The sequence below is a fragment of the Eubacterium sp. ER2 genome (assembly GCF_000765215.1).
GTDB classification, from domain to species: domain Bacteria; phylum Bacillota; class Clostridia; order Lachnospirales; family Lachnospiraceae; genus Claveliimonas; species Claveliimonas intestinigallinarum.
Genome location: NZ_JPJE01000009.1, coordinates 83,310 through 95,155, shown reverse-complemented (window position 1 = coordinate 95,155; position 11,846 = coordinate 83,310). Strand labels below are relative to the sequence as shown.

Sequence of the window (11,846 nt, the reverse complement as noted above, 5' to 3'; positions counted from 1 at the left end):
TTTTCTTGATAAAAACCGGAAGGATCATTGAAATGTTGATAACTACAATAGAAAAGCCCCGGGGTAAACCGGGGACTTTGTCTACAGTCTGACAGCACGGCTTTGGTCAGCCGTGCTGCAGAATCTGCCCCATAATTATTTGCTATTTACCCGAAATATTTCCGGAAGAACTCTGTTATCTTGTCAAAGGGGATGATATCCTTCCTGTCATAGAGATCCGTGTGCACCGCACCGGGAATGAGCATCAGCTCCTTGTTGTCTCCTGTCAGCTTCTCGTAGGCATCCCGGCTGAAATAGCAGGAATGAGCCTTATCCCCATGGACAAGGAGCACAGCGCTCCTGATCTCCTGGATATACTGCAGGATCGGCATGTTCAGGAAAGACAGGGAGGAGGTCACGTTCCATCCATCGTTGGAGTTGAGGGATCTGGCATGATATCCCCTGTCTGTCTTGTAATAGTCATAGTAATCCTTCACAAAGAAAGGAGCGTCTTCCGGAACAGGATCCACTACGCCGCCTGCCCTGGCGTAGGTGCCGTTCTTATAATCCTCGGTCCTCTGGGCATTCAGAGCCTGGCGTGTCTCGTGTCGGGCCTCCTCGCTGTCCGCAGCATCAAAGTAACCCTTGGCGTTGATCCGGGTCATGTCGTACATGGTGGAGGATACTGTGGCCTTGATCCTTGTGTCGATAGCAGCTGCATTTAGAGCCATGCCGCCCCAACCGCAAATTCCAATAATCCCGATCCGCTCCGGATCCACATTGTCCTGAACCGACAGGAAGTCCACTGCCGCCTGGAAATCCTCCGTGTTAATATCCGGGGAGGCCACATACCTGGGCGTTCCCCCACTCTCCCCTGTAAAGGAGGGGTCAAAGGCGATCGTGAGAAATCCTCTCTCTGCCATCTCCTGTGCGTACAATCCGGAGGCCTGCTCCTTCACCGCCCCAAAGGGCCCGCACACAGCGATAGCCGGCAGCCTTCCCTCCGCCCCCTTCGGCGCGTACAGGTCAGCCGCCAGGGTGATGCCGTATCGGTTATGGAAGGTCACCTTGCGGTGATCTACCTTCTCACTTTTTGGAAATGTCTTATCCCATTTTTCTGTCAGCTTTAATACATCTTCCATATTGAACTTTCTCCTTCTCTCTACTTTTAGATCTGTATTTTTCAGTGACATACAATTTAATTTGACAGAGCCTCTTATCTCTGATAAACTCATCATATAACCTAAACTTAACTTTAGGTCAAGATTAAATTTTTAAAAATTTTTAAGGAGGCAGTCATATGTACTACACCATCGGTCAGGTGTCCAGAATGTTCGATCTGCCCGTATCCACCCTCCGCTATTACGATAAGGAGGGGCTCTTCCCGAACATGCAGCGCTCCTCCGGCATCCGCAGATTTGCGGAGACCGAGCTGGAGGCCCTGCGTGTGATCGAGTGCCTGAAAAAGTCCGGCATGGAGATCCGGGATATCAAGCAGTTCATGGAATGGTGCACAGAGGGCAGCAGCACCTACCCTAAGCGCCGGGAGCTCTTCCTGCGCCAGAAGGCCGCTGTGGAGGCTGAGATCCGGCGGCTGAGCCAGACCCTGGACATGATTAATTTCAAATGCTGGTATTACGAGGAAGCCATAAAGGATGGCAATGAAGAAAGGGTGGGCTCCATGAGGCCAAAGGAGATGCCGGAAGACATCCGCCGGGCCTATGAGAGCGCCCACCCTGAGATTTTCACACAGGAAGACTCCTAAAAAGTTTGCTCTCCCGCTCAGTCCGGGTTCCGGCGTTCCGTCCCGCTCCCGCGGGAGGCTGCCAGATAGAAGATACCCGTCACCAGGGTGATCAGACTGACCACCGCCCCGGTGATACCGTTCATCGTGGAATTGAAGGCCTCCTTCCCGATGGAGAAGGAGGCGAACATAGCCGTCTGAAGGGACAGGATGGACACGGCGGCGTCGGCCAGGCCGATGCTGCGGATGATGATCCAGGACTGTTCCTTTTTTCTGCCCGCTGAGACAGTATTCCAGATGGCCAGGCTGATCTTTGTAAAGGCGTAGGCAGCCGCCACGTAGATGGTGTAGCCCGGATAGGATTTCCCGCCCTCCAGGTTGATCAGGAGGATGACCGCTCCGCCCAGCACAAAGGACATGATGACAAACATAATGCCGTAGTATTTCCGTATTTTTCTCTCCGGGGTCTTCTTTATCTTAATCTTAATGCGTCCCCGCCCGTCCAGCCCGGTCTCCTCCAGGTGCTGGGCGATCCAGTAGGCCCGCATGATCCCCAGGAGCAGATAGTAGGCGCACAGGGTGCCGAGCCAGGCGGAGTCAGCTACCGCCGCCACCACGCCGCTGTACAGGGCAATAGCCACATTGACAGGTATCCCCATTGCGGCGGCCAGGCCTGTCCGGTACTTTTTGTCCTCTATCCAGCGGTTCGCAGGCCGGACTTTCCTGGCAAGCTCCCGCAGGAATCGTTTCAGCCTCCGCAGGTCTCTGAACAGATAGCAGCAGGAAAAGGCAAGGGTCACAGCCGCGGTTCCGTAAAAAACAACAGCGGCCTCTTCCGGGAACATCCCCACAAGGGCCGCACATGCGATAGACAGAGCGGCAAAGACAGCGGTGGCCAGATATAAGAGTATCCTCCACACCGGCCTTAAGGCCGGAAGATGCGGTTTTTTCACGGTATCACTCCCAGACAAAACGACTCATCGTATTTTTTCCGCCCTATCTTACATTCTTTTTGTTTGAGAAATGTTTTTGAAATGTTTCTGAATTATGAATTCAGTCTTCCTTAAACCCCTGCAGCAATCTGACCGCAATGGATTTTATAATATCGTGGATGGAGAGGAACACATAATTTGCATGGGCCAGCTCCATGGCCTCCCTCTGCTTATCCGTCACGACCGTGTACGGGTACACTCCGAAGAGGAACGGGAAAAAGGCATAGATAAAGCCCTGCCTGTCATCCGCCGTCATATAGGGGAAGAACTTTTCCAGGCAGCCGGCAACGGTCCGCATGGAATTCCCATACACCTCCTTGAACGCGACAAGGTTCTCCATCCTGCTGTTGCTCTCCATGTCATAGTGATTCATAGACATCAGCTTCAGCAGCCTTTCCCGCCTTTCCAGAGAATGAGCCAGCTCATCGGAGAACTGCTCGACAGTCATTTCCTCATGGCTCTCCTTCATGGAATTCAGATCCCGGATCCAGGCCTCGTACTCCCTTTGTATCAGCGCAAGAAAGATCTCTTCCTTTGTGTGGAAATAATAATAGATCAGGGTGCGGGAAAAGGATGTCTTCGCTCCCACCTCCTTGAGGGTCACATCCTTAAAATTCATGGTCTCGTAGAGCTCTGCGCAGGCGTTGATGATCTCTTCCTTTCTCGCCCTGGTCAGCTCCGGGGATCCTTTCGGCATAATTGACACGCTCCTTTTCATCATTTTTCCATGATTTTTCATGGCCTTACTGCAATTTATTATAGCGATATCCTGACATTGTGTCAAATGGCCGTCCCTTTGTATCGCGCTCTCCCTTTCTCTTAACTAATTTATGCCTGGGGATCCTTCTTGAAGGACAGGCATTTTCCGATGACTTCGCCGGTCTTCAGATATTCATAGGCCGGGAAATCAAAGAGAACCGGCTTCAGGGTCTGATAGTTGATCTTGCCCGCCTCAGTCAGATGCTCCTCCTCCACATAGGTGTTGTCAATAGTGCAGATGAAGCTCTCAAATCCGTTTGTATTGTAGACATCCACCACAGAGCACTCCATTGTCAGGGGAGCCTTGCTGATCACCGGCGCGCCGGACTCTCCCAGCTCATATGCAAACACCTCCGACTTGTCAGTCTTGCCTCCGCTGACTGATCCCACAAAGTCCGCCTCCGGAAGCATGCTCTCGTCTACAAGGTTGACGGTCAGCTTGCCGCTCTCCTTGATGAACTGATTGATATAATGAGCAGAGGCCAGGCTGACCAGAATTCTGTCGTGTCCGATAATGCCCACATGAGCCACAAGCGTCCAGGTCGGTTTGTCTCCCGCCATGGCGCCTGCCACTACAACCGGAGTCGGATATAAAGCTAATGCTGATCCAATGTTTTTCTTCATGATGATTACCTTCCTTTCTGTTTTTGACATTGTGTCAACACCTGTAATATAGCATTATCTTGACATTGTGTCAATATATGCCTCAAAAATATCCGCACATTCTGTCCAAAAAAAATATCTGTACATTCCGAGTTTACTGCAGACCCTTCCCGAATTGATATAATTCCTCCAGCTTTTCAGGCGATTTATTCTGCCTGTCAAAGGCCGTGAAAATCCCCATATCCTCCAGCTTCAGGTAATTCAGGAAGGAATTCTGATATTCGTAAAAGCAGCCGCAGTATACGTGGTCGCTCCCGGAGGAGAGGATCAGGGCCGCCTTCTTCAGATGCTCCGGCTTATCCAATGCGTAGATGCGGTTGATGGCGCACTGGAGCTGCCCGGTAAATCCGTGATAGTATACCGGGGACGCCAGCACGATCATTTCCGCCTCGTCCAGCAGCGGGTAAATCTCCTGCATGTCATCCTGCTGGATACATTTCCCGTTTCCCTTGCTGTGGCAGTATTCGCAGGCAAGGCAGCCTGCGATCTTCTTTCTGCACACGTCGACAACCGTCACCTCATGGCCGCTTTCTCCGGCTCCCCTCGCAAAGGCCTCCACCATGGCGGCCGTATTCCCCTGCGGCCTGGGGCTTCCGTTAAACACAATGATCTTCATCCTCTACTCCTCCAGTGAAAATGTCACGGTCACATCACCGTTCCCCAGCGCGCTTTCCCAGCCTGTCAGGTCGTCAATCCGGCCCAGCCTTGTGTAGCTCCAGGAATTGGAGCCGTAGAAGATCACGATCTGATTTCCCTGATACAGCACAATATCCCCGGCCTGGGTCGTGGTCTGGCTGTTGCTTGTCGGGAGACTGGCTCCCAGGCTTCCCACCTTCTCAAAGCCGGCATAGTCGCTCATCTGGATGGTGACCGGATTTTCCTCCATCATCTGCACCAGCGCGTCCACCGCCTCGTTGTCCTCCAGGGTAGCGGTAAACTGGCTGCCGCCCACCTCCACAGTCATTTTTCTGTCCATAGCTGTCTCCTCCTTGTCATTTTGCCCCGCAGACTCCTGCCCTGCGGGCTCTGTTCCCACCTGTGTTTCATTTTCTGTCTGGCTGTGGCTGATTTCTTACAGGAACGCTCCGTTGCATACCTGAAGAACCTGTCCCTTCACGGCCTTTCCCATCTTGCTGGCCAGGAACAGGCAGGCGTAAGCCTGATCCATGGGGTCACATTCCGGGCCGGGGAAGTATACAAAGTGCCCGCTTACTCAAGCATCTTTGCCCCTCCCGGCTGCTCTCCTGCCTTATTGGCCAGATGGGCCGGTGTGACGGTGGCTCCCGGCGCAACGGCATTGCAGCGGATGTTGGTGTCGATCAGGCGCATAGCCACGTTCTTTGTCAGCGTGTTCAGGGCGCCTTTCGTGGATGTGTAGGTTGCGCCGCAGAAGGGCCTTGTCCCGTTTACAGAAGAGATGTTGATGATCACGCCGTCATTTTTCGGAAGGAAAATCTTCAGCGCCTCCCGGATATACCTCATAGGGCCGCCCAGATTGGTGTCCATGACGTACTTCATCCACTCGTCGTCCGTCTCGTCGATCATTTTCTGCTCACCGATGCCGGCGTTGTTGATCAGGATGTCCACATCCCCGAATTCTTTCAGGACCGCCTCAAACACCTTCTTTGTATCCTCCGTGGAGCAGACATCCGCCACCACGCTGGCTCCTTCCTCCGCAAAAGCTCTGCCATGGAGCGTCCCATTCCATAGCTTGCCCCTGTGATGATCGCTGTCTTTCCGTCTAATAATTTTGCATCCATAATTTTTGCTCCTTTCCTTTCAAATCAATTTTATAAGTCACGCAAACCTCTCAAGGGTGAGGAAATCATGGCCTGCGATGATTTCCACGCCTTCTTTCCGAAGCTCTCTCATCCGGTCAAAGGTTCGGGTAAAAGCCCTCAGATCATCGCACAGACTGCTAATCCCGTATATTCCCTGTCCCAGGCCCTCTATGCACTCATATAGAGGAACCGCATCCGATGCCAGCAGCCGGGGGCCCTCCGCCGTATCCACAAGAACTCCCTGAAGTCCCGGCGTATGCCCCGGCAGCAGGAGGAGCCGGATCCCGTCGCAGAGTGTCTGCTCACCGTCTATGATACGCCATTTTGTCTTCTGCCTCGCCCAGGGAGGGATTGTCCCGGTGTCAAAGGTCTCGTACATACCTCTGAATTTTGGCAGAGGATACACTGCATTTAAGAGCTCATTTTTCTGGACAATAAACTCAGCCCGTGGAAACAAATGGTTGTTATGGCAGTGATCCCAGTGCAGATGTGTCAGGATGACCGTGTCGATTTCATCCGGATCGACTCCCCTTTTTCTGAGCGCCAGATCCGGCCGCTCCTCCTCCTCTCTCCTGCAGGGCGCATGGCCATACCGGCGCATCTGCCCGGGGTCTCCGCCGCCGGTATCCACCAGAATTTTCCGTCCTCCTCCCTCAATCAGGAAAATCAGGATCGGAAATTCTTCCTTTGTCTTATACTCTTCCTGATCGGCCGTAAAGCCTCCGCGGTAATAGAGCAGACTTCCGGCCTTTATCGGCGTGATCCTGTACCTTTCCATATGCTTCACCTCCTTTTTCCATGCGCACTCTCAGGGTGATCAGCACAAAGGCGCAGGCGATGAAGAGGATGCCTCCCAGGACAATGTACCGCGTCCCCAGACCGGACAGGAAGAAGCCGCACACGGAGGTCCCCACTGTCGTCCCAAGGTTTGTGGAAGCGAGAAAGAGCCCGTTGGCAAAATCCGGCGCCTTCGGCGCTGCCGTCGCAAGCCAGTACTGGTTGATATTAGCCGCGGCACCGGCAAGCACGCCCCACACAAAGGTCAGGACTGCCATCGGAACGGTAAAGGATCCGAGAAAGAACAGCACCGCATACACTGCCGCCAGCAGGAAGGGGAAGGTGACCACAAAGCCCAGCGGACGGCTGCTCAGCATCCTGCCCGCGATCAGGTTCCCTATGATATTGGACAGACCGTATACAAGGAGAAGGATACTGATCAGTCCCGCGGACAGCCGGGTCACTGTCTCCATATATTCAGAAAGATAGCTGTACACGCCGAACACAGAGCCATTTAAGAACATTACTCCTAAAATAGACAGCCACGTCCTGCCCTCCCTGAGCACGCTCAGCTGAGACCCATAGGACAGCCTTTCCTTCACCGGGAGATCCGGCACCACAAAGATGGTGGCGATCAGGGCCACTGCATTGACCGCTGCGAAAAACAGCATACCGACTCTCAGGGAGGTCATGCTTGAGATATAGCTCACCACAGGCACTCCCAGGACCATGCCCGCGGACACACCTATCATGACCCTGGACACGGCCTTCGGCGCGTCCTTTTCCGACACCGACGAGCCCGCCACTGACATGGCCATGGATACGTACACCGGCTGGAAAAACGCCGGGATCACCCGGGTGACAAGAACCACCGGGAAGGCCGATGCAAAGGCCGAGATCACATTGCATACCGTAAACACGCTCAGGACAAGGAGCATAACCTTTTTCCGGTTTACTCCCGAGAAAAAAAGAGGCATCGTGAGGCCTGATATGGCCACCACAAGCGCAAACATGCTGACGAGCAGACCCGCCGTCGCCACCGTCACCCCATAATTCTGGGAAATCAGAGGAAGGATGCCCACCACCCCCATCTCCGTATTGATAATGCTGAAAACTCCTATTGTCAAAATTAAGATCAAGCCTTTTTTCATTTCAACAAAACCTCCTGCATATTTTCTACAAGTTCAATGTAGCAGGTTTGATTAAGAATAACAAATACTTATATATGATACATATCCATAGCTAAAAATTATTCTTTTTAGGGTTTGGCATTGTGATTTTGACAGAAAGTCTATATAATATTAGAAAAATCAAATCTTCGTACAGCGCCAGATGACAGAAAGGAAAACATTATGGAACTGCGTGTCCTCAACTATTTTCTTGCGATCGCAAGGGAGCAGAGCATTGTGCATGCCGCCGAGACTCTTCATCTCTCCCAGCCTACACTCTCCACACAGATCAAGGGGCTGGAGGAGGAGCTTGGCAAGCAGCTTCTCATCCGGGGGACAAAGGGCTCCCGGAAGGTCACGCTCACAGAAGAGGGAATGATCCTCAGGAAGCGGGCGGAAGAAATACTGGATCTTGTCAGAAGGACAGAAAATGAGATCACCATGAGCGATGACATTATCATGAGCGATGTCTATATCGGCACAGGGGAGACAGACGGCATCCGGGTAATTGCCAGGGCAGCTCAGACACTGCAAAGCCAGCATCCCGGCATCCACTACCACATCTCCAGCGGGAACGCCGCCTATGTCTTTGAGTACCTGGACAAGGGACTCATCGACTTCGGCATTGTGTTCGGCGACGTGGATCTGACAAAATACAATGCGCTGGAGACCGCTTATTCGGAAACGTGGGGCGTTTTAATGCGCAGGGATTCCGCTCTCGCAGACAGAGAGAATATCTCTCCGGACGACCTCAAGGACAAGCCTCTCATCCTTTCCCAGCAGGAATACCAGGGCGGCAGCCTGACGCAGTGGATCGGCAGCGAACCCTCTGACCTGAATATCATAGCCACCTACAACCTGCTCTATAACGCCTCTCTCCTTGTGGACGAAGGCCTGGGCTACGCCATAGGCTATGACAAGATCATCAACACCAGCGGCAGCCGGCTCTGTTTCCGCCCGCTGAAGCCGAAGCTGGAAAACAAGATGAGCATTATCTGGAAAAAATATCAGCTGTTTTCAAAGCCCGCCGAAAAATTTCTCGAAGTGCTGCGGGACTTATTGACGCCGCAGGACTCCCCGGATGAATCCTGACCGCTGATCGCAAAAAATGCAGACAGACTGTGAAAATCCAGTCTCTGTCTGCATTTTTTAATATCCTCTCTACATTGCGTGCTCCCTGTCCAGCTGAAAAATCAGGTAATCGAGACAGGATATCTTCTTTTCTTCTGTATGCACATGATTTAACAATGTTTTTCGGTGCTCCTCCAGCAGCGCCCTCTGCTTCTCCGCGCCATCTTCCTTTTCATAAGAAAAAAATTCTCTGATAATCTCCGCATTGCAGCCGGCAGCCTTCAGGTTCTGCTCCACCTCATCCTTTGACAAACGATACATGATCCCGTTTCACCTCTTTTTCGGCTTTATTAACTAAGGATACTATACGTCTCCCGCCTTCGGATAGCAAATACTTATATCTTATAATTTTAAATAGGTTTTTTCTATCTTAATCTCTTTAGCACATCCCCGACATCCCCGTCAATACAGACAGACTGCTCCGCTATCTCCCTCGGCGCGGCCGCGTCCCCGTAATTGATACAGGCGTACACTGCCTCCGGGTTCTGGCGGGTCATCTTCCAGAAGGGGTACTTGATGATCACCGGGGTGTTGTAGCCCACCCCCAGCTCCAGGTAGAGGATCTTCATCCCCTCGTGCTCCCTCTGGAAGCGGCTGTATCTCTCAGCCGCCCTGTACCACCCCTCGTCCTGCACAAAGCTGTCGTCTGCCCGCAGGTTCATGGTCATGGGCCTGCCGCAGTGGGGACAGTGGGGAACCAGCTCGGAGGGGATACGCATATTTTCCTGGCTCTCCAGCATCTCCCGGACCGCCTTCTCGTTGTCCCATGTCTCCTGGCAGCAGGGCTCCATGCACTGAAAGAGCCCGTAGTCTCCCTGGGTATAGAACAGCCTCTCCTTGTCAAAGCCCGCCTTCTGGAAGCAGTGGTCCACGTTGGTGGTGAGGACGAAATAATCCCTGTCCTTCACCAGCTCCAGCAGCTCCTCATACACCGGCCTGGGCGCATCCACATACCGGTTCAGCCAGATATGGCGGCTCCAGTAGGCCCAGTACTCCTCCAGCGTACTGTAGGGATAAAACCCTCCGGAATACATATCATGGAAATGATATTTGTTTTCAAAGTCACTAAAATATTTCTCAAATCTCTCGCCGCTGTAGGTAAAGCCGGCGGATGTGGAAAGTCCGGCCCCGGCGCCGATGACAACCGCCTCTGCCTCCTCAAGGGCTTTCTTCAGACGGTGTAGCTTCTGTTCATCTGTCTCTTCTCTGGCCTGTGTCAGTATACCTATGAACATGTTATTCTGCCTCCTGTGCTCTTCTATGTTCTGATTGTATCACAGATGATTACAAGCAAAAAGCGCGCACTTTTTTGTTACCTGGTTACTCCAAGGTAACCCACAGACCTCAGGCAGCGCCATCTCCCGGCAGCTCTGTCCCGGCAGATCCATCTCCCCTGTTGCGCCATCCGGGATACTACACTATAATCAGAATGTAACATTCTTTTTTAAACTATTAAGTGAATTATAGACTACGACAACAGTTGAGGTGATCTGTATGAAGACAAAAGAAGAATTGCCGGCCTGCCCGGTAGCCACCACGGTCCAGCTCATCGGCAGCAAGTGGAAGCTGCTGATCCTCCGCAACCTTTTTATGCGCCCCTGGCGCTTTAACGAGCTCAGGAAAAATCTGGTGGGCATCAGCCAGAAGGTGCTGACGGACAGCCTCCGTGCTCTGGAGGAGGACGGGATCGTCACCCGCACCGTCTACCCGGAGGTACCTCCCAGAGTGGAGTACGCCCTCTCCCCTCTTGGCGAGTCCATGAAGCCCATCCTGGACGCCATGGAGCAGTGGGGAACGGAATATAAAAAGAAGCTGCAGTAAGAAAAAGGCCCATTTCAGCGATCTGATCCATACAAAGACGCAAGAAAAAATCAGAGGAAAGCCAGGGCCACAGTCCCGGCGGTCAGAAGGACGAGCCCTGCCCCGGATCTTCGGCCAAGCCTCTCCCCGAAGACAAAATAGGAAAATACGGCCGTCACAAGGACGCTCAGCTTGTCGATGGGCGCCACGATGCTGGCCGGCCCCTCCTGGAGGGCCCGGTAATAGCAGAGCCAGGACGCCCCCGTGGCCACCCCGGACAGGCAGATAAAGAGGAGCTCTCTTCCCGGGATATCCCGCACCTCCTTTTGTCTCCCCTGGACAAACACCATCATCCAGGCCATGACCAGCACCACGCAGGTGCGGATGGCGGTTCCCAGGTTGGACTCCACACCTGTGATGCCTATTTTCCCCAGGATGGCAGTCAGGCTGGCGAAAAAGGCGGAGCCCGCGGCGTAGACGAACCAGCTTCCCCTTCTGTCCTCCTTCGCCTCCTCCACATCCTTTTTCTCGATCATGAGGAAGATGCCCGCCGCTATGACGGCCACGGCCGCCGCCTTGGCCAGCGAGATCCCCTCCCCGAGAAAGATGAGGGCCAGAAGGATGGTGAGAACCGTGCTGGACTTGTCCACCGGCACCACCTTGTTGATATCCCCTGTCTGCAGAGCCTTAAAGTAGCAGAGCCAGGACGCCCCCGTGGCCGCCCCGGACAGAATGAGGAACAAAAGGGTTCTCCCGCTGACATCCCGTAGCTGGTCCACCGAGCCGGCGGCCAGCGCGATGCCCCACGAAAAGACCAGTATGACCACCGTGCGGACCGCTGTGGCCACTGTTGAATTTGTTCTCCTGATCCCGCATTTTGCCAGGATCGATGTGACTCCGGCAAAAAAGGCGGAGCCTGCGGCATAGAAAAGCCACACCTTTTATTCCTTCTTTCTCAAAGATTATGCGCTGCCGTTAACAGACAGCTATCTGATTTCTTTTATGATAGCGCTTCTTCCAGCTTCTGTCCATATCCATATATTTTAAAAGG

15 protein-coding genes are annotated in these 11,846 nt (G+C 53.1%); 3 read left to right on the top strand and 12 right to left on the bottom strand.

The window, feature by feature from the left end:
- Nucleotides 1-146: 146 nt before the first annotated feature.
- Nucleotides 147-1,121, bottom strand: coding sequence for an alpha/beta hydrolase (locus tag NI21_RS0104440; protein ID WP_033125021.1), 975 nt, complete (start codon nucleotides 1,119-1,121; stop codon nucleotides 147-149).
- Nucleotides 1,122-1,279: 158 nt separating this feature from the next.
- Between NI21_RS0104440 and NI21_RS0104435 the strand changes: the two genes are divergently transcribed.
- Nucleotides 1,280-1,744, top strand: coding sequence for a MerR family transcriptional regulator (locus NI21_RS0104435; RefSeq protein ID WP_033125020.1), 465 nt, complete (start codon nucleotides 1,280-1,282; stop codon nucleotides 1,742-1,744).
- Between the two features lie 17 nt (nucleotides 1,745-1,761).
- Here NI21_RS0104435 and NI21_RS0104430 read toward each other — a convergent pair whose 3' ends face one another.
- The 8 genes from NI21_RS0104430 to NI21_RS0104395 all read right to left on the bottom strand — a co-directional run bounded on the left by NI21_RS0104430 (nucleotide 1,762) and on the right by NI21_RS0104395 (nucleotide 7,846).
- Complete coding sequence (locus NI21_RS0104430) at nucleotides 1,762-2,676, bottom strand: hypothetical protein (protein WP_033125019.1); 915 nt, start codon at nucleotides 2,674-2,676, stop codon at nucleotides 1,762-1,764.
- Nucleotides 2,677-2,776: 100 nt separating this feature from the next.
- Entirely contained in the window at nucleotides 2,777-3,412 is a 636-nt protein-coding gene (locus NI21_RS0104425) for a TetR/AcrR family transcriptional regulator (RefSeq protein WP_033125018.1), read from the bottom strand.
- Between the two features lie 131 nt (nucleotides 3,413-3,543).
- Nucleotides 3,544-4,098, bottom strand: a complete 555-nt coding sequence (locus NI21_RS0104420; protein WP_033125017.1) for a flavin reductase family protein — start codon at nucleotides 4,096-4,098, stop codon at nucleotides 3,544-3,546.
- A 133-nt stretch (nucleotides 4,099-4,231) separates the two neighbouring features.
- Nucleotides 4,232-4,753, bottom strand: coding sequence for a flavodoxin family protein (locus tag NI21_RS0104415; RefSeq protein ID WP_033125016.1), 522 nt, complete (start codon nucleotides 4,751-4,753; stop codon nucleotides 4,232-4,234).
- Nucleotides 4,754-4,756: 3 nt separating this feature from the next.
- A complete protein-coding gene (locus tag NI21_RS0104410) occupies nucleotides 4,757-5,113 on the bottom strand; it encodes a cyclophilin-like fold protein (protein ID WP_191493390.1) in 357 nt (118 codons plus the stop codon).
- Nucleotides 5,114-5,346: 233 nt separating this feature from the next.
- On the bottom strand, nucleotides 5,347-5,793 hold the full coding sequence (locus NI21_RS16860; RefSeq protein ID WP_197052603.1) for an SDR family NAD(P)-dependent oxidoreductase: 447 nt from the start codon (nucleotides 5,791-5,793) through the stop codon (nucleotides 5,347-5,349).
- A gap of 141 nt (nucleotides 5,794-5,934) precedes the next feature.
- A complete protein-coding gene (locus NI21_RS0104400) occupies nucleotides 5,935-6,696 on the bottom strand; it encodes an N-acyl homoserine lactonase family protein (protein ID WP_052083920.1) in 762 nt (253 codons plus the stop codon).
- Nucleotides 6,611-7,846: an MFS transporter gene (locus NI21_RS0104395; protein WP_081957968.1), complete on the bottom strand. Its 1,236-nt coding sequence runs from the start codon at nucleotides 7,844-7,846 to the stop codon at nucleotides 6,611-6,613. The genes NI21_RS0104400 and NI21_RS0104395 overlap by 86 nt, the downstream gene beginning before the upstream one ends.
- Nucleotides 7,847-8,047: 201 nt before the next feature.
- On the opposite strand from NI21_RS0104395, the gene NI21_RS0104390 reads away from it, so the two are divergent.
- Nucleotides 8,048-8,956, top strand: coding sequence for a LysR family transcriptional regulator (locus NI21_RS0104390; RefSeq protein ID WP_033125015.1), 909 nt, complete (start codon nucleotides 8,048-8,050; stop codon nucleotides 8,954-8,956).
- Nucleotides 8,957-9,025: 69 nt separating this feature from the next.
- Here the strand turns inward: NI21_RS0104390 and NI21_RS0104385 are convergent, their stop codons facing one another.
- Together NI21_RS0104385 and NI21_RS0104380 are read right to left on the bottom strand one after the other, a co-directional pair.
- Complete coding sequence (locus NI21_RS0104385; protein WP_033125014.1) at nucleotides 9,026-9,256, bottom strand: hypothetical protein; 231 nt, start codon at nucleotides 9,254-9,256, stop codon at nucleotides 9,026-9,028.
- A 104-nt stretch (nucleotides 9,257-9,360) separates the two neighbouring features.
- Nucleotides 9,361-10,230 carry a Sir2 silent information regulator family NAD-dependent deacetylase gene (locus tag NI21_RS0104380; RefSeq protein WP_052083918.1) on the bottom strand — a complete coding sequence of 290 codons (870 nt, stop codon included), beginning with the start codon at nucleotides 10,228-10,230 and terminating at the stop codon, nucleotides 9,361-9,363.
- Nucleotides 10,231-10,489: 259 nt separating this feature from the next.
- Between NI21_RS0104380 and NI21_RS0104375 the strand changes: the two genes are divergently transcribed.
- Entirely contained in the window at nucleotides 10,490-10,816 is a 327-nt protein-coding gene (locus tag NI21_RS0104375) for a helix-turn-helix domain-containing protein (protein ID WP_033125013.1), read from the top strand.
- Between the two features lie 50 nt (nucleotides 10,817-10,866).
- Here the strand turns inward: NI21_RS0104375 and NI21_RS0104370 are convergent, their stop codons facing one another.
- Nucleotides 10,867-11,733, bottom strand: coding sequence for an EamA family transporter (locus NI21_RS0104370; RefSeq protein ID WP_033125012.1), 867 nt, complete (start codon nucleotides 11,731-11,733; stop codon nucleotides 10,867-10,869).
- Nucleotides 11,734-11,846: the final 113 nt, after the last annotated feature.

Coding starts and splice junctions, on each gene's coding strand:
- NI21_RS0104440 (WP_033125021.1), bottom strand. CDS start 1,121: ATGGAAGATGTATTAAAGCTGACAGAAAAATGGGATAAGACATTTCCA.
- NI21_RS0104435 (WP_033125020.1), top strand. CDS start 1,280: ATGTACTACACCATCGGTCAGGTGTCCAGAATGTTCGATCTGCCCGTA.
- NI21_RS0104425 (WP_033125018.1), bottom strand. CDS start 3,412: ATGCCGAAAGGATCCCCGGAGCTGACCAGGGCGAGAAAGGAAGAGATC.
- NI21_RS0104420 (WP_033125017.1), bottom strand. CDS start 4,098: ATGAAGAAAAACATTGGATCAGCATTAGCTTTATATCCGACTCCGGTT.
- NI21_RS0104415 (WP_033125016.1), bottom strand. CDS start 4,753: ATGAAGATCATTGTGTTTAACGGAAGCCCCAGGCCGCAGGGGAATACG.
- NI21_RS0104410 (WP_191493390.1), bottom strand. CDS start 5,113: ATGGACAGAAAAATGACTGTGGAGGTGGGCGGCAGCCAGTTTACCGCT.
- NI21_RS0104400 (WP_052083920.1), bottom strand. CDS start 6,696: ATGGAAAGGTACAGGATCACGCCGATAAAGGCCGGAAGTCTGCTCTAT.
- NI21_RS0104395 (WP_081957968.1), bottom strand. CDS start 7,846: ATGAAAAAAGGCTTGATCTTAATTTTGACAATAGGAGTTTTCAGCATT.
- NI21_RS0104390 (WP_033125015.1), top strand. CDS start 8,048: ATGGAACTGCGTGTCCTCAACTATTTTCTTGCGATCGCAAGGGAGCAG.
- NI21_RS0104385 (WP_033125014.1), bottom strand. CDS start 9,256: ATGTATCGTTTGTCAAAGGATGAGGTGGAGCAGAACCTGAAGGCTGCC.
- NI21_RS0104380 (WP_052083918.1), bottom strand. CDS start 10,230: ATGTTCATAGGTATACTGACACAGGCCAGAGAAGAGACAGATGAACAG.
- NI21_RS0104375 (WP_033125013.1), top strand. CDS start 10,490: ATGAAGACAAAAGAAGAATTGCCGGCCTGCCCGGTAGCCACCACGGTC.